Source organism: Janthinobacterium kochi (genome assembly GCF_051380715.1).
Classification (GTDB): domain Bacteria; phylum Pseudomonadota; class Gammaproteobacteria; order Burkholderiales; family Burkholderiaceae_D; genus Janthinobacterium.
In genome coordinates this window covers 57733-79713 of record NZ_JBNYXO010000005.1, presented here as the reverse complement: position 1 = coordinate 79713, position 21981 = coordinate 57733, and the positions used below count along the sequence as shown (strand labels likewise).

At 62.5% G+C, this 21981-nt stretch carries 14 protein-coding genes; 9 read left to right on the top strand and 5 right to left on the bottom strand.

Translation table 11 applies throughout. The features are described 5' to 3' along the window. Positions 1-14: 14 nt before the first annotated feature. The 6 genes from ACQ4WL_RS13025 to ACQ4WL_RS13000 all read left to right on the top strand — a co-directional run bounded on the left by ACQ4WL_RS13025 (position 15) and on the right by ACQ4WL_RS13000 (position 8583). On the top strand, positions 15-1913 hold the full coding sequence (locus ACQ4WL_RS13025; protein ID WP_436510161.1) for a sensor histidine kinase: 1899 nt from the start codon (positions 15-17) through the stop codon (positions 1911-1913). Beyond that, a complete protein-coding gene (locus tag ACQ4WL_RS13020; RefSeq protein WP_436510160.1) occupies positions 1913-3259 on the top strand; it encodes a sigma-54-dependent transcriptional regulator in 1347 nt (448 codons plus the stop codon). Before ACQ4WL_RS13025 ends, ACQ4WL_RS13020 begins: the two co-directional genes overlap by 1 nt. Before the next feature lie 105 nt (positions 3260-3364). After that, complete coding sequence (locus tag ACQ4WL_RS13015) at positions 3365-3673, top strand: hypothetical protein (RefSeq protein WP_436510159.1); 309 nt, start codon at positions 3365-3367, stop codon at positions 3671-3673. A 105-nt stretch (positions 3674-3778) separates the two neighbouring features. Further along, a complete protein-coding gene (locus ACQ4WL_RS13010) occupies positions 3779-4438 on the top strand; it encodes a hypothetical protein (RefSeq protein ID WP_436510158.1) in 660 nt (219 codons plus the stop codon). 99 nt (positions 4439-4537) lie between these two features. Continuing rightward, a complete protein-coding gene (locus tag ACQ4WL_RS13005) occupies positions 4538-6853 on the top strand; it encodes a T6SS effector phospholipase Tle3 domain-containing protein (RefSeq protein WP_436510157.1) in 2316 nt (771 codons plus the stop codon). Between the two features lie 107 nt (positions 6854-6960). After that, positions 6961-8583, top strand: a complete 1623-nt coding sequence (locus ACQ4WL_RS13000; protein ID WP_436510156.1) for a type VI lipase adapter Tla3 domain-containing protein — start codon at positions 6961-6963, stop codon at positions 8581-8583. On the opposite strand, the gene pbpC is transcribed toward ACQ4WL_RS13000, so the two are convergent. Beyond that, positions 8584-10680: a penicillin-binding protein 1C gene (gene pbpC / locus ACQ4WL_RS12995; RefSeq protein WP_436510409.1), complete on the bottom strand. Its 2097-nt coding sequence runs from the start codon at positions 10678-10680 to the stop codon at positions 8584-8586. A 17-nt stretch (positions 10681-10697) separates the two neighbouring features. Then, a complete protein-coding gene (locus tag ACQ4WL_RS12990; protein ID WP_436510155.1) occupies positions 10698-16448 on the bottom strand; it encodes an alpha-2-macroglobulin family protein in 5751 nt (1916 codons plus the stop codon). A gap of 471 nt (positions 16449-16919) precedes the next feature. Here ACQ4WL_RS12990 and ACQ4WL_RS12985 point away from each other — a divergent pair, with 471 nt between their 5' ends. Together ACQ4WL_RS12985 and ACQ4WL_RS12980 are read left to right on the top strand one after the other, a co-directional pair. Continuing rightward, complete coding sequence (locus tag ACQ4WL_RS12985; protein ID WP_436510154.1) at positions 16920-17945, top strand: OmpA family protein; 1026 nt, start codon at positions 16920-16922, stop codon at positions 17943-17945. Positions 17946-18015: 70 nt separating this feature from the next. Further along, a complete protein-coding gene (locus ACQ4WL_RS12980; RefSeq protein WP_436510153.1) occupies positions 18016-18963 on the top strand; it encodes a YihY/virulence factor BrkB family protein in 948 nt (315 codons plus the stop codon). A 58-nt stretch (positions 18964-19021) separates the two neighbouring features. Here ACQ4WL_RS12980 and ACQ4WL_RS12975 read toward each other — a convergent pair whose 3' ends face one another. The 3 genes from ACQ4WL_RS12975 to ACQ4WL_RS12965 all read right to left on the bottom strand — a co-directional run bounded on the left by ACQ4WL_RS12975 (position 19022) and on the right by ACQ4WL_RS12965 (position 21242). Beyond that, positions 19022-20143 carry an AI-2E family transporter gene (locus tag ACQ4WL_RS12975; protein WP_436510408.1) on the bottom strand — a complete coding sequence of 374 codons (1122 nt, stop codon included), beginning with the start codon at positions 20141-20143 and terminating at the stop codon, positions 19022-19024. A gap of 150 nt (positions 20144-20293) precedes the next feature. Further along, positions 20294-20605, bottom strand: a complete 312-nt coding sequence (locus tag ACQ4WL_RS12970; RefSeq protein ID WP_071078641.1) for a BON domain-containing protein — start codon at positions 20603-20605, stop codon at positions 20294-20296. A gap of 82 nt (positions 20606-20687) precedes the next feature. Beyond that, positions 20688-21242, bottom strand: coding sequence for a hypothetical protein (locus tag ACQ4WL_RS12965; protein ID WP_436510152.1), 555 nt, complete (start codon positions 21240-21242; stop codon positions 20688-20690). A 265-nt stretch (positions 21243-21507) separates the two neighbouring features. On the opposite strand from ACQ4WL_RS12965, the gene ACQ4WL_RS12960 reads away from it, so the two are divergent. Next, the gene (locus ACQ4WL_RS12960) at positions 21508-21954 is read left to right on the top strand and encodes an outer membrane lipoprotein (RefSeq protein WP_070278587.1); all 447 of its coding nucleotides are present in this window, start codon (positions 21508-21510) and stop codon (positions 21952-21954) included. The last annotated feature ends 27 nt before the right edge of the window (positions 21955-21981 follow it).

Here is a 21981-nt window from a genome sequence, read left to right as displayed (position 1 = left end):
GACTGCAAACTTATTTGGGGTCTGACCCGCCGGGTCAGACCCCAAGGCTATTCGCCCCCCTGCTGGCCGTGGGGTCGCTGGCCGTGCTGACGTGGGCCTCGTATGCCTGGGTCCAGCAGCGCCAGCTCGATGAATTGCACCGCACGCTCGATTCGCGTGCGGAACTGTATGCGGCGTCCATCGGCGGCGCCCTGAATAAATACGAATTCCTGCCCCTGGCCGTGGCCCAGAGCGATGCCGTGGCGCAACTGCTGGAGCAGCCCAGCGCCGACAAGGTCACGCAGATCAACGCCTACCTGGTCGACATGAACCGCCGCGCGGGTGCCTTTGCCGTTTACGTGCTCGATGACAAGGGCACGACCCTGGCGTCGAGCAACTGGCAAGACCGCAGCTCGTATGTGGGCGTCAACTACGGTTTCCGGCCCTACTTCAAGGATGCGTTCGCGGGCGGCATCGGCCGCTTTTACGGCATCGGCTTCTCCACCTTCGAGGCCGGCTATTTCATTTCACAGCCCGTGCAGCGCAACGGACGCATCATCGGCATCGTCGCCGCCAAGGTCAACCTGGACTGGATCGAGCAATCGTGGCGCACGCCGGGCGCAGGCGAGCAGATCTGGGTCAAGGATGCGAATGGCGTGATCATCCTGGCCACCACACCCGCCTTCAAGTTCAAGACCCTGGCGCCCCTGTCGCCGGCCGCCAAGAACGATATCAGCGAGCAGCGCCAGTTCCTGCAGGAAAATCTGCCCATTTTGCCGCACAAGGTGCAGCGCCAGTTCGCCGATGGTGCCAGCGTGATGACCCTGGAGCGCCCGCAGGCTGGCGACACGCCGGCCCTGTCCGGCAGCGCCGACAAGGTGAACTACCTGGCCGTGAACCGCGCGCTGGGTCCCCTGCAATGGCGCATCACCGTGCTGGCCGAACTCGACCAGGTCGATGAGGCGGCGCGCAACGCGGCCATCGCCGCCGCGCTGGGCTGGGCCTTGCTGCTGCTGGCGCTGATGTATGCGCGCCAGCGCCGGCGCCGCATCGCCGACAAGCTCAATGCGCAACAAACCCTGGCGCGCGCCTATGAACAGCTGGAAATCAAGGTCGAGCAGCGTACGGCCGACCTGGTGCACGCGAATGGTCGCCTGCAGGCGGAAGTGGCCGAGCGCGAGCGGGCCGAGCAAACCCTGCGCTATGCTCAGGCGGAACTGGTGCAAAGCGGCAAACTGGCAGCCATCGGCCAGATGGCGGCCGGCGTCACGCACGAGCTGAACCAGCCGCTGGCCGCCCTGCAAACCTTTTCCGACAATGCCAAGGTGTTTCTGGCACGCGGGCGCATCGACGATGCGCTCGATAATCTGTCGACCATTTCCGACCTCGTCAAGCGCCTCGGCTACGTGACGTCGCAACTGAAAGGCTTTGCGCGGCGCGGCGACGATGCCCGCAAACCCGTCAGCGTGCGCCAGGCGTTTGCGCAAACCATGCTGCAAATCCGCACGCGCAAGCATTCGCAGCGTCTGACCCTGCATGAAAGCTGGCTTGAGGACGACATCATCGTGCTGTGCAACGCCATCGGCCTGGAACAGGTGTTTACCAACCTGATCACCAACGCCATGGATGCCGTGCCGGAAAGCGAGCCCGTGCAGATATGGTTCCAGGTGCGCCGCGAAGGCAAGCTCGCCGTACTGCATATCACCGATAATGGCCCCGGCATCCCGCTGGCCTCGCTCGACAAGATCTTCGACCCCTTCTATACCACCAAGGAACACGGACTGGGCTTGGGATTATCGATCAGCGCAGGCATACTGCGCGCGGCCGGCAGCGCACTGGCCGTGCGCAACCGCAGCGCGCAGGAAGGGGGCGGCGCACAATTCACCATCACCCTGAGCTGCGACCCGGGGGAGAGAGACGAAGGAAATATCTGATGCACGAGAATAATTTTGAAGGCATGCAAGTGCTGCTGGTGGAAGACGATGCCGTCGTGCGCAAGGGCGCCCGGCAATCGCTGGAACTGGCAGGCCTGCAAGTGACGGCCGTGGCCACGGCCGAAGAGGCGCTGCCCTACCTGGTGCCCGAATTTGCCGGCATTTTATTGAGCGACATCAAGCTGCCTGGCATGGATGGCTTGAAACTGCTCGACATCGCCGTGGCGCAGGACGCCAGCCTGCCCGTCATCCTCGTCACGGGCCACGGCGACGTGTCGATGGCCGTCGGGGCCATGCGCCGTGGCGCCTACGATTTCATCGAAAAACCGTTTTCCGCCGACTTGCTGGTGGAAGTGTGCCGCCGCGCTCTCGACAAGCGCCACCTGGTGCTGGAAAACATGGACTTGCGCCGCCAGCTCGAGCAGCGGGTCGGGATCGAGGCGCGCATCGTGGGCCGCAGCGCGGCCATGGCCAAGGTACGCCAGCTGGTGCTGAACCTGGCGCCGAAGTCGGCCGACATCATCATCCTCGGTGAAACGGGCACCGGCAAGGAACTGATCGCGCGCTGCCTGCACGACTTCAGCGAGCGGCGCGACCACCCTTTCGTGGCCATCAATTGCGGCGCCCTGCCCGAATCGATCTTCGAATCGGAACTGTTCGGCCACGAGGAAGGGGCATTTACGGGCGCGCAGCGCCAGCGCATCGGCAAGATCGAGTACGCCAACGGCGGCACCCTGTTCCTCGACGAAATCGAAAGCATGCCGCTGGCCCTGCAAGTCAAGCTGCTGCGCGTGCTGCAGGAACGGCAAGTCGAGCGGCTCGGTTCCAATAAACTCATTTCCGTCAATTTCCGCGTCATCGCCGCCGCCAAGGAAGACTTGAATGTCCTGGCGGAACAGGGCAAGTTCCGGCCCGACCTGTATTACCGCCTGAACGTGGCCAGCCTGACCCTGCCTGCCCTGCGCAACCGGCGCGAGGATATCCCCCTGCTGTTCGAATTTTTCGTGCTGCAGGCGGCGCTGCGCTATGGCCAGCCGGCCGCCCTCGTCAGCGGCGAACTGATCGCCTCCCTGATGGCGCAGCGCTGGGCCGGCAATGTGCGCGAGCTGCACAATGTGGCCGACCGCTTCGTGCTGGGCTTGCTCGACGATACCCTGAGCCCGGCCGGCTGCCGCGAGGCGTCGCTGGCCGAGCAAGTCGACACCTTCGAGATTTCCATCATCGAGGAAGCCTTGCGCCGCCACAATGGCAACGTCATCGAGGCGGCTGCTGCCTTGAATATCCCGAAGAAAACCCTGTACGACAAACTCAAGCGATTTGATATCTCGACGGAACAATTCCGTTGATCAGTAGCAAGTAGCCGACACAGCCATGAGGCAGCGTCCTACCCGTGCGGGCGCTCTCCTGTGTGACAATGCCAGCTCGAATCAACACTTGCACAGGACACTGCCATGAAAACCGCCGCTCTCTTGCTGGCCGCCACCCTGATGACCGTGGGCGGCGCCTGGGTACAAGCCCAGTCTACGACGAATGTCAACCAGACAGGCAACCACACCAACAATCCGAATGATCCGGGCCAGAAATCGGACCAGTCCGACAAACTGGACAACAAAGGCAAGCTGGTTCACGACGCCAAGCCCGGCAAAACGCGCACGGACAAGCGCAGCCGCCGCGGCAAGCCCGTGGCCACGCCGGACACCCCGGCAGCCAGCGGACCGGCCACCTCACCGCCAGCGACACCGGCAGCACCGGCCCGCTAAGTCCGCCGCCAGCGCTGCGCCACATTGCTTCAAGGCACGCTATCATCGCGCCTTTACAAGATAGCTAGGATGACAATGAAAGCAGCATGGTGTGGGATGGTGGCGATGGTAGCGTCAGGCGTACTGGCCGCCGCGAGTGTACAGGCGGCGCCCACGGTGGGCGAGTGCATGGAGCTGACGACGGGCATCAAGTTCAGCAAGAACAATGGCGACGCGCAAGTCAACGTCGAGGAAACCTTCGAGGGCAAGAAACTCAAGGGCACGCAGCTGATCCTCGACGGCGGCGTGCTGCTGGCCACGTCCTACCAGGACATCCGCGACGGCCAGGTCTTCCTGACCGGCATGGTCCATTACAACGAAGACGGCAGCGTGCGCAGCAAGAACGTGTACACGCCCCAGTCCGCCATCCCCGCCACCATGCGCCCCGGCCAGGAAGTGCGCGTGCAGTTCACGGACATGCAAACGAGCACCCACTACCCGCTGGCCGGCCTGTCCGACAAGATCACCACCTCCACGCGCACGGACAAGCGCGATTTCTCGATCACTTTCCTCGGCTGGGAACGCCTGGAACTGGGAGGCCGCCGCTTCCCCGACGCCTGCAAGTTCGAACTGCGTGACGTCGGTGGCAAGAGCAAGGGCAAAAGCGGCGAATACGTGTGGTACGCGCAAGGTTACGGCGTGATCATGACGGACAAGCTGGACCGGGATGGCGAGGTGCAGCCAGCGTATCGCATTGCACTGACGAATATCCTCAGCGCGCAGTAACGCAGAAGGCCGCATTCTTTCCTGCAAAGCTTGCGCAAGCACAACTAATCCGCCGTCGCGCCCCTCTACACTGTCCTGTCTGGTCAGCATGGAGCGGCGATGGCGTATCCCAAACTTCCCTATACCAGCGGCAAGAGCACCGCCCTGCTCCATTGCGGCCGCATGCAGGACGCCATCGTGCGCATCCGACCTGAGCTGCCAGGCAACGTCATCGTCATCCATGGCGTCAATGACGTGGGCACCAGTTTTGGCGCCGTGGAAAAGGGTTTATGCCAGGGACTCGATGCGCGCATGTATGGCGGCGGCCACGTGTTCACCCCGGCCGCGTACCGTATGCCGCAGGAATCCGATAAGCGGGAAACCCTGGCCGATCCGGACGCCATCTTTTTCAAGCGCCAGCCGGATGACACGACATACAGCCCCGTGATCCCGTTTTACTGGGGTTTTCGCGAACAAGGCAACGCCAGCAAAGTGGTCAACGGCCAGAACACCGACCGCTACGGCAACCGACTGGACAAGGACATGTCGAAGAACGGCGGCCCGTTCGGCAATGCTACCAATACCCTGCCCGACATGTGGAACAAGGGCTTGTTCTCTCCCTACGACGTGGGCGGCGATCCGGTGCGCCCGCTGATGACGGCGCCGGGCCGCATGTACATGGTACTGGCCGCCAAGCGCCTGGCGGCCCTCATCGCCATGATCCGCGACTACGACAGCAACGACGTCGTTTCCATCGTCGCGCACAGCCAGGGCTGTCTGATCTCGCTGCTGGCACAGGCCTTCCTGCTCGACGAAGGCAAGCGGCCCGCCGACACCTTGATCCTCACGCACCCACCCTACAGCCTGGTGGAAGACACGTCCATGTTTTTCGGCGCGGCGGAATCGAGCCGCATCTTCGGCGGCGGCCGGGATGCGGTGATGGAAGATCAGTACGACGCCATCGACAACCGCCAGACCTTGCATGCGCGCCTGCAAACGCTGGTGCAGATCGTGCAGGGCGTGGTGGCAAAAAAACATGCCACGCCCGCCTTTGCGCAGATCAAGGATCACGCCGTCTGCCATGGCATGGCGGGCGCGACATGGCGGGCGGAAGCGGACCGCGACAACCGGGGCAAGGTCTACCTGTACTTCTGCCCCGAAGATATGACGGTAGCGCTGGACAATATGCAGGGCATCGGCTGGCAAGGCATACCCGACTACATCGACGGCCATGGCCTGTCCAAGACCAAGGGCAAGACGGACAAAAGCATCTGGGGTGACGGCCCCACCTACTGGGAAAAGGAACTCCAGCGCCACCAGCCGCTGGCGGAGCTGGGCAAGGGATTTTACCAGCGCGTATTCACCAACAAACAGCGCCTTGACGCGGCTGGCAAGAACAGAGGGCCGGTGCTGGTGGGCCAGCCGCCGCACGACTTTGCCCTGCGCCTGGAAGGCGAGGACGACCACGCCCACGTGGCCGGCGCCAACCGCGGCCATCGCGGCATGCATGACGAGGCGCCGTGGCCGCCCGTCAAACCCGGCAAATGGAATATCTTTTCAACGGAATCAGGTCGGCGTGAAGGCTTGCGCACGATCAATGGCGAAGCGCTGCGCGCGCCCAGGGCGGCCGTGCTGGACGGCGGCGAGATCCGCCCTGGGCAATTCCCCAAGGATTCCGCCCAGGCCAAGCTGCCGCGCGACCAGCAAGGACCGTGCGAAGAGGTCGATCCGATCGATGCGGCCATCGCGGTGACCAGCAAGAAAGGTTTGCGCATGCGCAAGCAGGAAATCATCGCCGACCCGCGTCCCTTGCAGCACCGCATCCCCGAGTTCGGCACCGGCATGTTCGGCGCGGGCGAACGCGAGCAGGTGCAAAAAGCCCTGAATCTTGGCAAGGAAGCGGGCGATCAATGCAAGATCGACCGCGTCTCGCGCCATCCTGGCGGCGGCGACAGGCTGATTCTCGACCGCAAAGAAACGCCGAACGAGGCGCGCAAGCGCTGGCAGAACGAGGTCAGTCCCAAATCCTTCCACGGCACCATCATCGGCAACGCGGAAAACCACCGCAACGTGACGGCATATGACGTGGCCATCGGTGGAGGCAAGGCGAGCAGCGATCCGCAGTTTTACCGGTACATGTGCGCTGTGGCGGATTGGCGTTTGAAAAGGAATGACAAAATACCGCGCCCATCGATATTGAAATGGGATACCTTCGCAAAAAAATTCGCGGTCTACTTGGCTGCAGAACCACCGAAGCGCAGGCAGATTATCGAAGGCAATGCTGACTACTACAGCTCGGGTGAATTACCCGCCTGGCTACCTGCCCTGCAGGCTGGGCTGCCCTCCACCGTCGTATGTGAAACAGTCAACGGCAGGCGCACTGAAACGGTCCTTGCTCCAGTCGTCCACAAGCCAAGCGACGATATCCCAAAATGAAAAGTGCATCTCCACGCTTACGATATCCACTCGGTGCAGCCGTCATCGTGCTGGTAATGCTTGGGTCGTTGTTGATCAGCCCATCACCTTTCTTATCGGAGTCCACTATGAGCAGCAAAATATGGCGCTACCTGCAATGGCTGTTGCTGATCCCGCCCATCGTCGCGGCCACATTGCTCGGTTCGCGCTGGCGGCACTCGTCGAAGCCCATGGCAGTCGCAAAGCAGCAAGTGCAGGTGGCGGCGCCCACCGAGCAGGAAAAGCGCGAGTACGTGCTGGAAGTCATCGGTCTTGGCGTTACACTGGACAAGTATCGACAAGGCAAGCTGTGGGAAGCGCTGCAGACGGGGAATGCCTATGCCAGCATCCGTGAACAAGATACGAAGAAGTATCCGTGGAGTAGCCTGGACAAAGCCGGCACAAGTGGAGGGCGTGCAGGAGACTCGCTGGAAAATGGCGCACAAAACGCGCCGATGTATTTTGCCGTGCCCATATTTAACGCCGAAGGTCCCATTACAGATCCGGCGCAGCAAGATACTCCACATGCCCCCATCATGGGCCTGGCGGGCAGTGCCTCCTCCTCTGGCATGCACTGGCATTTGTTTGTGGCGGGGCCGCGACGCTTCGACGAACATCCCGAGCATATTCTGGAGGAGGTTTTCGCATTTTTTGACGCCCATCCTGACGTGCCATACATCATCCTGAATTCGCATGATGGCATGGAGTCGCGCGATACCAATCGTCTTCCCAACACTCCTGAACTGCTCAAGGACGGCTACTACATCCCCGAAATGCCCGACGCCTCGGCCCTGTTCGTGCTGGCCCGGCGCGATCGCATCGACGCCGTGCGCAAGTTCGCCTATGACGATGCGCCGCCCGAGGACAGCGTCGACGATTTGAACACCTACGGCGTGGCGCGGCGGCTATACCTGGCTTACTATGAGTTGATGGGAACCGTGCCGCAGGCACGTCTGGAAACCGATCCGGCGGCCACCACCCGGCGCCAGCCCACGATCGCCGAATGGCTGCCCGTCGCCGCACAATTCACGCAGCGCCCCGATATCCGCGGCACGGGCACGTTCAGCATGGTCGACAGGCTCAAACACAAGACCTATCACCCGCCGAAAGAATGGCAACCCACGCCCTGGTTTCCCCTGCCCTTCAACAAGGAACAATTGGCGCAGCTGGACCGCCTGCCCACCTTCGGCTTCATCCACAGGCCCACGTTCGTCAGGATGATCGACAAGGATGGCAAGCCATTGACGCGGCGCGATCAGCGCGAGCAAGCCTTGCAGGCGGGCTGGCAGCAAGCCTTGCGCAGTCTGCCGGAAGCGGAGCGGCCCGCCGCGCCGGCGCGCCTGGTCGCGGCAACGGGCGGCAATCAGGCCCAACTGGTGACACTGCACAAGACCTTGCTGAAACATGCGGAAGATGGCGGCACGGAACTCGACAGCGGCAATACGGCGCAGTGGATAGACACGGACCAGCGCCTGGGCAACACGGGCGCAGCCACCCTGTTCGTGCAGATGGCCATCGGCGTGATGGGCAGCTACCGCGATGGCGGCGTCAGCGCGGTGGTGAACCTGCGCAACCCGGACGAAGCGACCATCGTGCTGGTCAGCCCGCCATCGGACGAAAAACGCCGTACGCAAAAACACCCGCACGGCGGCGATGTACTGCGGCATTACGCCACGCCAGCCATCGACCCGGCGAATTATCCATCGAACTGATTATTTTCCCTGTACGGCAAGCTGCGCGAAGGCATTGCCCCGCACCTGGAACGCCACCTGCGCCACCGTCTTGCCAGCATCATCGACGAGGGCCAGCGCGTGCTTGCCAGGCACGGGGCGCCAGCTGATGCTATCAAGAGCCGCGCCCATATCCTTGCCGTCGAGCACCCAGCGCAAGTCGCGGCTACCCTGCGCCTGGAAGAACACACGCTGCAGGGCGGGCGGGATGTCGGGGTCGATGGCGAGGATGCTGTCCTCGGCCGGATACATGATGGCGGCCGGCTTCACGGTATCGCCCAAGACGGCGATGACGGGGCTTTCCGTGCCAGCGATAAACCATTCGCGGCGCGGCGCTTCCAGCGCGGGCTGGTACGCCACCATCTGCTGCAACACGCCGGGCGGCGCTTTCGGTGCATGGCTGGGCACGTTCTTGTGCAGGTAATCCATGACGTCGCGCCACACGGGCGCGGCACCCGTCACGCCCGACACGTCCCACATGGGCTTGCCATCGAAATTGCCTACCCACACGCCCACCGTGTAGCGCGCCGAGTAGCCCATGCACCAGTTGTCGCGCATATCCTTGCTCGTGCCCGTCTTGACGGCGCTCCAGAAATTCGTCCCCAGCTCGTTGCGCAAGCCGAAGGTCATGCTGCGCGCAGCGCGGTCGGCCAGGATGTCGCCCACGATGAAGGCGGCGCCCGGCTCCATCACGCGGCGCCGGTCCTTGCCTGCCTGGCCCGGCTGCAAGCCGGACGTGCTGTACAGCCCGCCATTGGCCAGCGCGCGGTAGGCGTTGGCCAGTTCCAGCAAGGTCACTTCGGACGAGCCCAGTGCCAGCGAAGGGCCGTAGTATTCGGCCGGCTCCGTCAGGCTCGACAGGCCCACGTCCTTCAGGCGGTTATAAAAGCCGTCCTGCCCCGTCAACAGCACCGTGCGCACGGCGGGAATGTTCAGGGAACTGGCCAGGCTGGTGCGGGCGCTGACGTAACCCTTGAAATTGCGGTCGTAGTTTTGCGGCGCATACATGCCCGACGCCGTGGCGACGTCCAGCGGCGAGTCGTCCATGACGGAGGCGGCCGTCATCAGCCGGCGTTCGATGGCCAGTTCATATAAAAACGGTTTCAGGGTGGAACCGGCCTGGCGCAGGGCCGCCACGCCATCGACATGGCTGCCGCCCGCATTGCCCACATAGGCAAGGACTTCTCCGCTGCGGTTGTCGAGCACGATGATGGCGCCGTCGTTGACATTGCGCTCGCGCAAGGAGGCCAGTTGCTGGCGCAGATTCTCCTGCGCGAAACGCTGCAGGGGGCCATCGAGGGTGCTACGTACGGAGGCGCCCGATTGCTTGAGCAGCTGCTGCGCCACCTGCGGCGCCGGCGCGAGGTCGGCGTACAGGGCCGTGCGCTGCAAGGCCGTCTGCACGCGCTGGCCGATCAGCTGGCAACTGCTGTCCATGCGCCACTCTTTGGCCAGCGCGCAGGCGCGCCGCGTGACGGTGGCCGGCGGCGCATTCGGCGCGCGCACCAGGCTGGCCAGGATGATGCCATCCGTCTGGTTCAGGCCGGACGGCGCCTTGCCGAACAGGCTGTACGAGGCGGAGGCGATGCCTTGCAGCTCGCCACGGAACGACACCAGGTTCAAATACGCTTCAAAAATCTGCGCCTTGCTCCAGCTATCCTCGATAGCCTGGGCGGCACGCATCTGGTCCCATTTCTGGCGCAGGCTGCGTCCGCCCGCTTGAGCCTGCAAGTCCGCGTCCAGCTGGCCCGCCAGCTGCATGGTGATGGTCGAGGCGCCCCGAGGTTTCCTGGAAAACAGATTGTCCCAGGCAGCCGTGGCCAGCGCGGACACATCCACGCCGCCATGGCGCATGAAGCGCTGGTCTTCCGCCAGCAGCACGGCTTGCTGCACGGCAGGCGAGATGTCGGCCAGCGGCACCCACGGCAAACGCCGCACCTTCATGTCCACGCGCAACGATTGCAACGGCGCGCCGCTGCGGTCCAGCAACTGCGCTTCCGAGCTGCGGTAGGCGGCCTGCACCTGGGCCGGCGTCAATATCGCTTCAGCGAAGACCGGGCCGGCCAGCAGGCAGCCCATCAGTAAAACAAACCCTTTCACTGCGCCACCTTCACATTCGCATTCGGCGCTTCGCCAAACATCTCGGGCGAATACATGGCTTCGATGCGCGTGGCCGGCAGGCTGAAATCCCCGGCGTTGTTCAGGCGCACCGTGTATTCCACGCTCCAGTTGCCTTTCGGCACGAAGTCATAATAGGCGCGGAAAGCATCAAACGCCCGCTCCTCGAAGGTAGGCCAGACCCAGCCCGTGGATTTTTCACCGGCCGTCATCAGCTGCGAATCGCGCCCCAGGCCGTTGCCCAGCACCGTGGCGCTGGCGGGAATCGGGTCGTCGACCACCACCCAGCTCATGTCCGCCTGCGCGGACAGATCCAGGCGCACGCGGTAGACATCGCCGCGCGACCAGTGGCCAGTGGTTTTCTGTTCCACAGGCGTAATGGTTTTCTTGATCGTGTAACCGCTGGACACGGGCGCCTTGAGCGGGATGGCCGCCAGGCTTTGCACGGTAGCCCACGGTTTACCGGTGCCGCTGTGCGCCAGGCCCAGGGTATCCGTGCCCTTCGGCCACGCTTGCAGCACGGGGCCGACTTTCGCCGCGCCGTTCCACACGAGCGCTTGCGTATCGCCGCCCAGCTTGACGGCGCTGGCGCCCGTCACGGGTGTGGATTCGAACTTGGCCGAGAACTTATTGATGGCCAGGGTACCCCAGGCGTTGGCCACCGTGGTATCCCAGCGGCCCTTTTTCTGGCGGCCCATGCTGCCGCGCACCAGGCGGCCGATATCATCCTTCCACGCCGGGTCATCCATCACGGCCAGCAGCAATCGGTTGGCGTTGACGTCGCCGGAGACCATCAGCCACCACCAGTTATCCTTGCGCTCGGTGGAAAAGCCCATGGTCGTGCCCTGGAAGTTCAGGCGCGACCGCAAAATCTGCTGCGCCTCGGCCAGCAGCGCATCGCGGCGCGCCAGGCTTGGCGTGCGTTGCAGCAACAAGCTCCAATCGATGACGGCGGAAGTGGGCCACAGGTTCGGGCTGATGCTGATGCTTTCCAGCGCGTCGGGCGGCACCTTGCCGGAACGCGACAGCGCTTCCAGCGCAGCGAGTTTACGCACGGCCAGGTCGGTCGTGTCCAGCGCGGAACGGCGCACGATCTTGCCCTGCACGAAGGCCGTCAAGGCTGCTTCCATGCGGTTTTTCGTCTGCTCGGGAATCGCATAACCCGCTTCCCGGGTGGCCGACAACACATACGCCGTCAGGCTGTCGCTGCCCTGCTCCATGATGGGGAAATATTTCAGCAGGCCGTCGCTGTCCAGATAGGCGGGCAAGCTGGCGGCCAGCTTGTTCCACGCCTCCTGGTCTTGCAGGGCGATGGCCTTCGACGTATTTTGCTCGAAGCAGGTGTAGGGGTAGGCGGCCATGTACTCGCGCACGCCGGGCAGCTCGCCGCCCAGCCTGGCGACAAAGCTGGTCTGGATGCCGCCACGGCCCGGCAAGGCGCCGGCCGGCATTTGCACCGACATATTGACGGGCTTGTCGATCTGCAGCAAGGTGGCTTGATACGTGCGCACGGGCGTGGCCTGGCCCACTTTTTGCGTGATTTTGAGTTTATCGGTATGGCTACCCGCTTTCGCGCTGATCTCCCACACGACAGTTTGCGCGCCCAGCGGCACCTGGTAATCCCAGCCCGTTTCGCGCGCTTCGCCCGCCGCCAACGTCAAACTCTGGCGCGGCAAGGCCTTGCCGGCCGCGCTGGCGTTGAGGTCCACGTTCAGCGCTGCGGCCGAGGTGTTGCGCACGGTAAAGCCCGCGCGCAACTGGTCGCCTTCGCGCACGAGGGTCGGCAAGCCCGACAGCAAGATCAAGTCTTGCGAGCTGCGGATGTCCGTGCTGCCCGTGCCAAACAATTGCTTGCCCGCGCTGGCAATCGCAACGATGCGAAACGCCGTCAAGGAATCGTTGAGCGGCACTTGCACCGTCGCTTCACCCTTGGCGTCGAGCTTGACGGTGCCCTTCCAGAACAGCAGGGTGTCGAACAGTTCACGGCTGGCGCCCTTGCCACCGCCACCGCCGGCCGGGAAAGCCTTGCGGCCAAAGTGGCGCTTGCCGATCACCTGCATTTGCGCCGTCGCCGTTTCCACCTGCAGGCTGCGCTGCGCCATCATGGTGTCGAGTAACTTCCAGCTATCGTTGGGCATCAGTTCCAATAAACCCGTGTCGACGGCCGCCAGCGCCACTTCGGCGCCGGCTGGCAAGGCTTTACCGTCGGCGCGGCGCACGCGCACGGACACCTCCGCCTTGTCGCGCGTTTTATACACTTCCTTGTCAGACACCACCATGACGTTCAGTTCATGCGCCTGCCACCCCACGTTCAGCGGTGCGATGCCCATCTTGTACGCCGGTTTGCCCAGGTCAACCAGGGCCGTCGGCTGCACGCCATCGACCCTCCCCCGCACGACAAACACGGACACATATACATTCGGCGCATAGTTCGATTTGACCGGGATATTCACCACCGGTTCCCGCCCATTGAGCTGGCGCACATAGGTGTCGAGGATGCCTTCGCGCTCGACCGTGATCAGCGCCGTGCCCGAGCGGAACGGCATGCGCACCTGCAAGCTCGCTTCCTGGCCCGGTTCATAGCGTTTCTTTTCCGGCAGCACATCGATGCGGTCATTGTCGCTGGCGTTGAACCACCAGTCGCCGCTGCCGGCCACCCAGGTTTCGCGGTTGGCGACGGCCGCGTTGCCGGCCGCATCCTGCGTGCGGGCGCGCAAAATCAGATTGCCGCTGGCGGGCGCCTTCACGTCGCATATCAACAGGCCCTTGTTGTCCGTCTTGCCATTGCAGGCCGGACCCAGCTTGACCACTTCGCTGCTGTTTTCATACGCATAGAAGCCGCCGATCAGGCGCCGGCGGTGCGAATAGCTGTTGCGCTGGAAGAAGTCGACAGCAACGGGGGCATTCGCCACGGGCTTGCCATTGGTGCCCAGTACGGCGACCGTGAACTTGAAGGCATCCTTGCTCAAGGCCCAGGCGTCGGGCTTGATGCCGATCACATAGTTTGACGGCCACAGCGGCACGCGCGTGGCCACCGATGCCGTCTCGCCATTTGCATCCTGGAAAGCCATTTCCGCCACTAGGTCGCGCGGCGTGGACAGCTGCGGCAGCTGGTCGATGACGATGCGCGCGCCACCCGCCTTATCCAAGGTCAAGCTTTGCGTGCGCGCGGCCGTCGCGCCGGGGCCGGCTGGTCCGCCATGGCCTTCCTCCTGCCACCCGCCTTCATCGTCGTCGTAGCCCGTGCCCTGTTTCACAAGACCTTCCTTCACGTCGCCATTGCTGAAGCTGACATCGGGATAATCGGCAAACGTCACACTCTTGTCTTGCAGCACCGTGCGCAGCTTGACGGGTGCGTTGGTGGCGGCGCCACCGGCCAGGTAGGTGATTTGCGCATCCAGGGCCAGCTGCTTCACCTGCACGGCGGGCGCTTTCGGGCCCTGCAGTACGGCTTTCATGGTGGGCACGCGGAACGCTTCCACGCGGAAACTGCCGGACGGGCGGCCCGCCATCGTCACGCTGTATTCGCCCTGCTTGGCGTCGGCGGGAATGACCCAGTCGCTTTCCGCCGTGCCACTGGCCGACCAGCGCAGCGGCAGCTGGTAGTTCTGGTCGCTGCCCTGGTGCGTGATGACGACGGAGGTGGCACTGCCGGGGCCGTTGTTCTTGTCGACCAGGCTCATGCCCTCGCCCGTATGCTTGCGGATGAAGTGCTTCATGTGTACGGTCTCGCCCGCGCGCAGCAGGGTGCGGTCGAATACCGTCGCCAGCAGGGTGTTGTCGGCGCGCGCGTCGTCCGTGGGCAAGTTGAAACGCCAGGCTTCGATGCCGCCCACCCAGTCCGACAGGGTGAACGTCATGTCGCCGCCGCTGCGCGCACTGATAAAGTAGCGGTCATTGTTCTTGCAGCTGGAATTGGCCAGCTCGCCGGGGATGTGCGCCACGCCGTCCGCGCCTGTGGCGCCTTGCCACAGCAGCTTGCCGGCGCAGTCGCGCACGGCCACTTGCGCTTTCGCAACAGGCGCGCCCTTGTCCAGCGACGTCACCCACACGAGCGACGATTGCGCGCCATGCTTGAAGTGGGCCGCCAGATTCGTCACCAGGGCGGCTGTGCGGATGTAGGCCGTGGTCGGCTTGCCCAGCAACACCTTACCGAGGATGGGGCTGGCCAGCTCGACCACATAAAAGCCCGGTTTCAGCAAAGGAATGCCGATCACTTCGAAGGTTTTCTTGCCATCGGGACGGGGCAGGCTGATGGGACGCGTGCCGGCGGCGCCGGCCAGCACAGATTTGCTCATGTTGCCCGCATACTGGGCGTAGGGCTGCCAGTACTCGCCTCCGGCGCCATTGCCGGCCAGGCGCTGCATCCATTCGATGATGAACTTGTCGTCATTGTCGGGCACGCGCAAGGTGGCGCCCGTGGCGGCGGCCGGATGGGTAACTTCCTTGCCCGATAGCACGGGCTCGATATTGCGCACCGTCACAGGCAGCAAGCCATCGCCCTTGGCTTCGATGATGCCGAACGGGGCCGGGAACTTCAGCAGCGGCGGTTGTTCGCCCGTGCGCACCGTCATGGGGAAGCGCGCGCGGTTGAGCAAGGCACGGCCCGCGTCATCCGTCAGCTTCGGCGGCAGGGTCAGGACAAAACTGCCCTGCACGGGGAAGGGACCATTGAAAGTGGCGCCGTACAGGAATTCCGCCTTTTCTTCGTCTTTTGAAATCGTCGGCGCATACGTCTTGCCGCCGCCCTTCAGGGTCATGGCGCGCACCTGCGCCGCGCTCACGGGCGCAGAAAACTGCACGCGCATGGGCAGGAAGGGAATGCACTGTTCCTTCGGATTGCTGCGCTCGCAGCTGAACTTGGCCGTGAAATCGGGGCGCGTCTTGTACTGCAAGGTTTGCGCCTTGTCCGTGGCGATGCCGCTGGCGCTGGCGATGCCTTCGCCCCACACGAGCGACACCTTGGCGTTGGCGGGGAAGCTGCGTTTGCATTGCAGCACGGTGACGGGCAGCGGCGGCGCGCCCTTGCTGGCGACGGGCATGCCCACTTTCCAGACCGTGCCCCGCTTCTTGAAGTAGACAGTCAGGTAGCGGTCGAGGAAGCTCTTGCGCAGGGTCAATACCTGCTCCAGTTCCTTGCCTTTGAACAGACGTACGGGAATCTTTTCATTGATGCCATCGGCGCGGCAATACGCGTTCGCGGCCACGCTGGCCTCGTTCGGCGCAGCGTCCAGGCCCAGCACGAAGATCTGGTTTTCATCGATATATGGCTGGCCGTCATACGGCACGGCCTCGACGATGGCCGGGCCACCCGTGGAAAAGCGGTACGACGCCGTCCCCTGCAAAGGCTTGCCTGCCAGATCCTTCAGCCCCGGCTTCAAGCTAAAACTGCAGGCCACGCCGGCGGGCAAGTCACGCTCGAAATCAAAGTTCCAGTTGCGCTCGTCGGCCCAGCGCCCGGCGCCCGCCACGACGGCAGGCTCGGCCTTGCCGCAATCGATGGCGAACGGCGCGGCCAAGCCCATGTCGCCGAACGGCACCATCGGCGTGGCGAACTGGGCCCGCACCTGGCGCACGGCCTTGACCGTGCCGCTCGGTGAAAACAGGGACACGCCGCTATCGGCCCAGACCGGCGTAGCCAGGCCCAGCGAGAGCAACACAGTCAGCAGACCCAGCGGGCCCAGTTTGCCAGACAGTGGAGAAGAAAAAATACGGGGGTGGTCAGGCACGGGTGACTCCTTGATGAAAAGTGGCGGAGCTGCCTGCGGCACGCACAAGTTTTCCGGAGGAAACCCAGCAAGGCAACAGAACGCGGCAGGAATACAACATCAATGTAATAGTAGTTATCAAGCTCATCATTGTTGCTAATATACAGTGGCATGCTGGTAACAAGTCGTACGATTGCCTCTTGCCGCGACACCAGGAAATGGCCGTGATAGCAAAAGTTTACCGATGCGAATTAGTTTTTTTCAACACTAAAGTCTTTGTCGTGAATCTGCAACACCACTGATATACCACAATGCTTTGTGCGCCAACGCACGGACGTTGCGAACCTGGCATCGTATTCTCTAGTCCAACAGCAGTGCATTTATCGCAAGAAAGCGCACCTGGAATGGTTGTCTATCTCTAGCAATAGCATGTCTGGCAGTAGTCGCATTGATGCAGTAGAGAAAATCTCTTATCAACGTTGGGAGTTACTTGTGAATAATCTAAAAAAAATCGCCGTTGCCGCCGCAGTCCTGTGCTCCGCCCTCGGCGCACAGGCCCAGGAAATCAATCCCTCCTGGTATATTCAACCTAGCATCAACGCACTCAAGCCAGATTCCGACTTTGCCACGGATAAAACCGGCTATGGCGCAGGCTTGCGTTTCGGTAAGCCTGTTTCCCCGGACTGGGATATCCAGCTGGGCACCACGTACGCCCGTTCCAAGGATGGCGGTCAGCGCTACCAGCAAAATACGCTGGGCGTAGACGGCCTGTACATGTTCTCGCGTAAAGCCTTCCGTCCCTTCCTGCTGGTCGGTGCCGGCATGCAGCGCGACAAGGACACCAGCTTCGCCTTCGGCGAACGCACGAAGAGTTCGCCATACGCCAGCGTGGGCCTGGGCTTCCAGTCCACGATCAACGATCAATTGTCGTTCCAGGCTGACGTACGCAATGTGCACGGCTTCCTGCGCGGCAATACCTTTGACCCGAGCAGCAAGTCCAACAATTACTATGTCACCGTGGGCCTGAACTTCGCGTTCGACAAACCGCCTGCACCGCCGCCACCACCGCCACCGCCGCCAGTGCGTGAAGAAGTCGTCGTGGTCGTGCCGCCACCACCGCCACCACCGCCAGCACGCTTTGAAAAAGTGACGATGGCGGCAACGGAACTGTTCGCCTTTGACAGCGCCAAGCTGGGCCCGACACAGACCAAGCTCGACGAAATCGCCCGCGTGCTGAACGCAGCGCCAGACGTCAGCAACGTCGTCATCAGTGGTTATGCCGACCGCATCGGTGCGCCCAAGTACAACCTGAAACTGTCGCAGCAGCGCGCTGATGCAGTCAAGGAATACCTGGTCGCCCACGGTGTCGCCGCCAACCGCCTGTCGGCCGAAGGCAAGGGCTCCACCAATCCTGTCGTCACCTGCGATAACAAGAAGCGTGCCGACCTGATCAAGTGCCTGGAACCAAACCGCCGCGTTGAAGTGGAACAGATCACCATCGAACGCCGCGTGCAGTAAGCTCAACAGTGGTACGCCACTTGTGAATAAAAAAAGGGGCTCGCGCCCCTTTTTTGCATTGAAAGCCAGCATGAATTTTTCTACCCGCTATCCCCGACTGGCCGGCCTGGTGCCGTTCAGCAAGCAAATGCGCAGCGTCATCGTCTGCTCCGTCACCGAATGGCTGGAACACCGCGCCTCGAGCAAGGGCGCTGCCCTCGCCTACTACACCCTGTTTTCCATCGCCCCCATCCTCGTGCTGGTGATTGCCATCGCCGGCTTTTTCTATGGCCCGGCCGCCGCGCGCGGCGAGCTGATGGGGCAACTGCAGGGTTTGCTGGGCACGCAAGGCGCCGAAGCCGTCCAGCTCGTGCTGGCCGGCGCGAAGAACCATGAGCAGGGCCGCATCGCCACCCTCATCGCCAGCGCCCTGCTGCTGTTTGGCGCCACCAGCGTGTTTGCCGAACTAAAAGCCAGTCTCGATGAAATCTGGCAAGTGCCCCCCCTGAAGGAAGCGGGCGCCTGGGACATGCTGCGCACGCGTTTGCTGTCCTTCGGCCTGGTGCTGGTGCTGGCCTTCCTGCTGATGGTGTCGCTGGTGGTCAACGCGGCCGTGGCCATCCTCGCCAACTTCTGGGAAGGCGTGTGGAAAGACACGGCCGTGCTGTTTACCATTTTGTCGAACCTGATCGGCTTTGCCGTCATCGCCAGCCTGTTCGCCGTCATCTATAAAATGCTGCCGCGCGTGCGCCTGTCCTGGCGCGACGTGCTGATCGGTGCCGTGGGCACGGCTTTCATGTTTGCACTGGGGAAGTATGCAATTGGCGTGTATATCGGCAATAGCGGCGTGGCCAGCAGCTATGGCGCAGCCGGTTCGCTGGTAGCCTTGCTGCTATGGGTGTATTACTCGGCGCAAATCTTCTTCCTGGGCGCCGAATTCACGCGCCAGTTCGCCCTGCAGCTGGGCAGCATGAAGGATATGCCGAAGAATGACGATGGTGATGTGCAAGTCAAGATATTGAAACGCCACCAGTCCTGAGCAGGCTGCGGCATGTCAAAACGGCGCCCGCGGGCGCCGTTTTTATTGCACTAGAAAACTACTCACCCAGCAACTCGGCCACCGCTTCCATGCCCTGCACGCGTTCAGCCACCACCTTCACGATGACGATGATGGGCACGCCCAGTAGCAAGCCCCAGACGCCCCACAGCCAACCCCAGAACAGCAGGCTGACGAACACGGCTGTGGGATTCATGCGGGCGATGCGTCCCGTCATCCAGGTGGTGACAAAGGTGCCGACCAGGGTGGCGATGGCCATCGACGTGCCCGTCACCAGCAAGACCATTTCCAGCGATTCGAACTGCAAGAAGGCGACCAGGCCCGTGGCGATGGTGATGAGCAAGGGGCCGAAATACGGCATGATGTGCAGCAAGCCGGCCACGATGGCCCAGGCGCCTGCATTTTCCAGGCCAATCACGCGCAGGGCAATCCACATCAGGACCGCCAGCAAGCCATTCGTGACGAGCAGCATGAACATATAGTTCTGGATCGAGGTATTGATGTCCTCCAGGATGTGCACGGTGACCTTCTTGCGGCTCAGCGACGGTCCCGTCAGCTTGACGAGCTTGCGCTTGAAGGTGTCGCCCGACAGCAGCAGGAAAAACACGAGAAAGATGACCATGGCGGCCTGGCTGAGGAAACCCACCAGGCCCAGCGAGCCGGCCCAGACCCAGTCCATGATCTTGAAATTCGGCGCGTCCGGCGTGGGGGCGGCGCGGCGGCTGTTGCGGCGCGCTTCGGCGCCGGCGGCCACTTGCTCGATTGCATTGGCCACGGCCTGCATCTTCTGGAAGGTGCTGTTCTTGCCACCCGTGTTCTCGGCGATCAGCCGCGACAGTTTTTGTGTGGCGGCCGGCAACTCTTCAACGATGGATTCGAATTCGCCCTGCACACGCTCGATCACGACGACGGAGCCGAACAGAATCAGGGCCGTCACCACGCTGGCGCCGATGGCGCGCGGCAGGCGCAGCTTTTCCAGCCAGGCGACGACGGGATTGAGGGTGTAGGCAATGAAAATGCCGAAAAGGACGGGAATGAGGAATTTCTGCGCCCATTGCAGCGCAAAGATGAAGCTGACGGTGGCGATAATGCCCAAGGCCAGGCCGCGCGCATTGACATGCAGCGGCAGACGCAAGGATGCGTCCAGGTGCTCCCCGGGCATGCCGGGAGGTGGCCCGGCAGGCTCGGTGGAGACAGCCGCCACCGGCTCGGGCGGGGTATCTGTAGGCTGGATATGCATGCGATTCCCGCGACGGTCGGTGGAGGGCCGCAGCGCCAGCCCTGGGGCTGGGCACTGCGGCAGGTCAGGCCATTACTTGACGCGGATGTCGTTTTTCACCGACTTCACGCCCTTGACGCCACGGGCAATTTCGCCCGCTTTGGCGGCATCGGCTGGCTGGGCAACGAAGCCGCTCAGCTGAACCACGCCCTTGAAGGTTTCAACGTTGATTTCCGTCGATTTCAGGGTAGGCTCATTGAAGATGCTGGCTTTCACTTTGGTGGTGATGGCCGCGTCGTCAATGTACTCGCCCGTGCCTTCTTTGGTTGGGGTCGAAGCGCAACCTGCAACGGCGAACAGGGAAGCGATGAACAGGCCAGTAGCGATAGATTTAGTGAATTTCATGGTTTTTTCCTTAGGAGTGGTCAATCAATGTGCTCACAATGAGCTTCTTATACCAGTGTGGTGACTGCGCGCCGGATGGCGCTCAGTAGCCAAACTGGGTTTTTGCAGCCTTGATACAGTCATCCTTGGCTGCGCCGGCCAATGCATCGCATTTTTCTGTCGCGACCTTGTACTCGGCTTTTCTCTTTGCTTCACGCGCATCACTGCGCGCTTCGATGACTTTCTTGTCTGCCTTGGCATCGGCCAGGGCCGCCACCTTGGTGGACTTGGCCAGCTTGACGCAGACATCCTTGTCGTTGCCCGTCAACGCATTGCAGCGGGCCAGGTCGACGTCGTAGTTGGCATCGGCAATCTTGATGCGCGCCTTGGTGTAGGCGCGCAGGGTATTCGTGTATTGCGCTTGAGCAACGGCTTCATCGTAGGTGCGCACGGCCTTCGCTTCGGCGATGCAGACATCCTTCGCGTTGCCCGTGATTTTTTCGCATTCCGCATGCGCCAGCTTGTAATTCAGGCCAGCCTGTTCGTTGGCCGCCTTGTAGGCTGCTTTCGCTTCCGGCGTTGCCGCCACTGCCTGGCCGCCCCAGGCGGCGCATGCCAGGCTGACGACGATGGCGGTGAAGAGCTTATTCTTGTTCATGTATTTCTCCCTGGTGGTGACAAGCATGTCTGCTTGGCATGACTACCGTTTTACGTGGATCGTCGCCGCTCTTCTGTACGCTGCCGTACACAAGTAATTTATTTTAAAAACAGGAGGCAGACAGAGAGAAATAACAACGTTTTGATGCACCGCATTGGCCAAAAATACCATTTCGACACGAAATAAGTGCGTGCGGCAGCGTACAGACCGGGAACAGGGGCGTAACTAAGATGGCACTACACCCTCACCTCGTCAGGAGAATAAAATGAAAACCAATGCCACCTTGGCTGCACTGATGCTCGCCGCCACCGCCGTACTGAGCGGTTGTGCCACCGGCCCTTCCCAGTCACAACAATACTACCCGGCCAACCAGCCTGAGTCCGCCATGTACGGCACCGTCGATTCCATCCAGATCGTCCAGGGTGGCGGTCAAACCAGTGGCGCCGGCGCCGTGGTCGGCGGCATCGCCGGCGCCTTGCTGGGCAATACCATCGGCTCGGGCGGCGGACGCACGGCCGCCACCGTGGCCGGCGCCGTCGCCGGTGGCGTGGTCGGCAACCAGGTGGAGGGCCGCAGGCAGCAAGCGCAGGCCTACCAGATCAGCGTGCGCCTCGACAACGGCGAATACCGCACCGTGGTGCAGGACAACGCGAATGACTTGCGCCCAGGCAACCGCGTGCGCGTCGTTGACGGCCGCGTCTACCGCTATTAATTTTCGGCGGATTTTGCCAGCAGGCAT

Excerpts from the sequence above, each read along its gene's own strand:
- ACQ4WL_RS13000 (WP_436510156.1), top strand. The coding sequence starts at position 6,961 with ATGAGCAGCAAAATATGGCGCTACCTGCAATGGCTGTTGCTGATCCCG.
- pbpC (WP_436510409.1), bottom strand. The coding sequence starts at position 10,680 with ATGGGCTGCCTGCTGGCCGGCCCGGTCTTCGCTGAAGCGATATTGACG.
- ACQ4WL_RS13015 (WP_436510159.1), top strand. The coding sequence starts at position 3,365 with ATGAAAACCGCCGCTCTCTTGCTGGCCGCCACCCTGATGACCGTGGGC.
- ACQ4WL_RS12975 (WP_436510408.1), bottom strand. The coding sequence starts at position 20,143 with ATGCCCGGGGAGCACCTGGACGCATCCTTGCGTCTGCCGCTGCATGTC.
- ACQ4WL_RS13020 (WP_436510160.1), top strand. The coding sequence starts at position 1,913 with ATGCACGAGAATAATTTTGAAGGCATGCAAGTGCTGCTGGTGGAAGAC.
- ACQ4WL_RS12965 (WP_436510152.1), bottom strand. The coding sequence starts at position 21,242 with ATGAACAAGAATAAGCTCTTCACCGCCATCGTCGTCAGCCTGGCATGC.
- ACQ4WL_RS12960 (WP_070278587.1), top strand. The coding sequence starts at position 21,508 with ATGAAAACCAATGCCACCTTGGCTGCACTGATGCTCGCCGCCACCGCC.
- ACQ4WL_RS12980 (WP_436510153.1), top strand. The coding sequence starts at position 18,016 with ATGAATTTTTCTACCCGCTATCCCCGACTGGCCGGCCTGGTGCCGTTC.
- ACQ4WL_RS12970 (WP_071078641.1), bottom strand. The coding sequence starts at position 20,605 with ATGAAATTCACTAAATCTATCGCTACTGGCCTGTTCATCGCTTCCCTG.
- ACQ4WL_RS13005 (WP_436510157.1), top strand. The coding sequence starts at position 4,538 with ATGGCGTATCCCAAACTTCCCTATACCAGCGGCAAGAGCACCGCCCTG.
- ACQ4WL_RS13010 (WP_436510158.1), top strand. The coding sequence starts at position 3,779 with ATGGTAGCGTCAGGCGTACTGGCCGCCGCGAGTGTACAGGCGGCGCCC.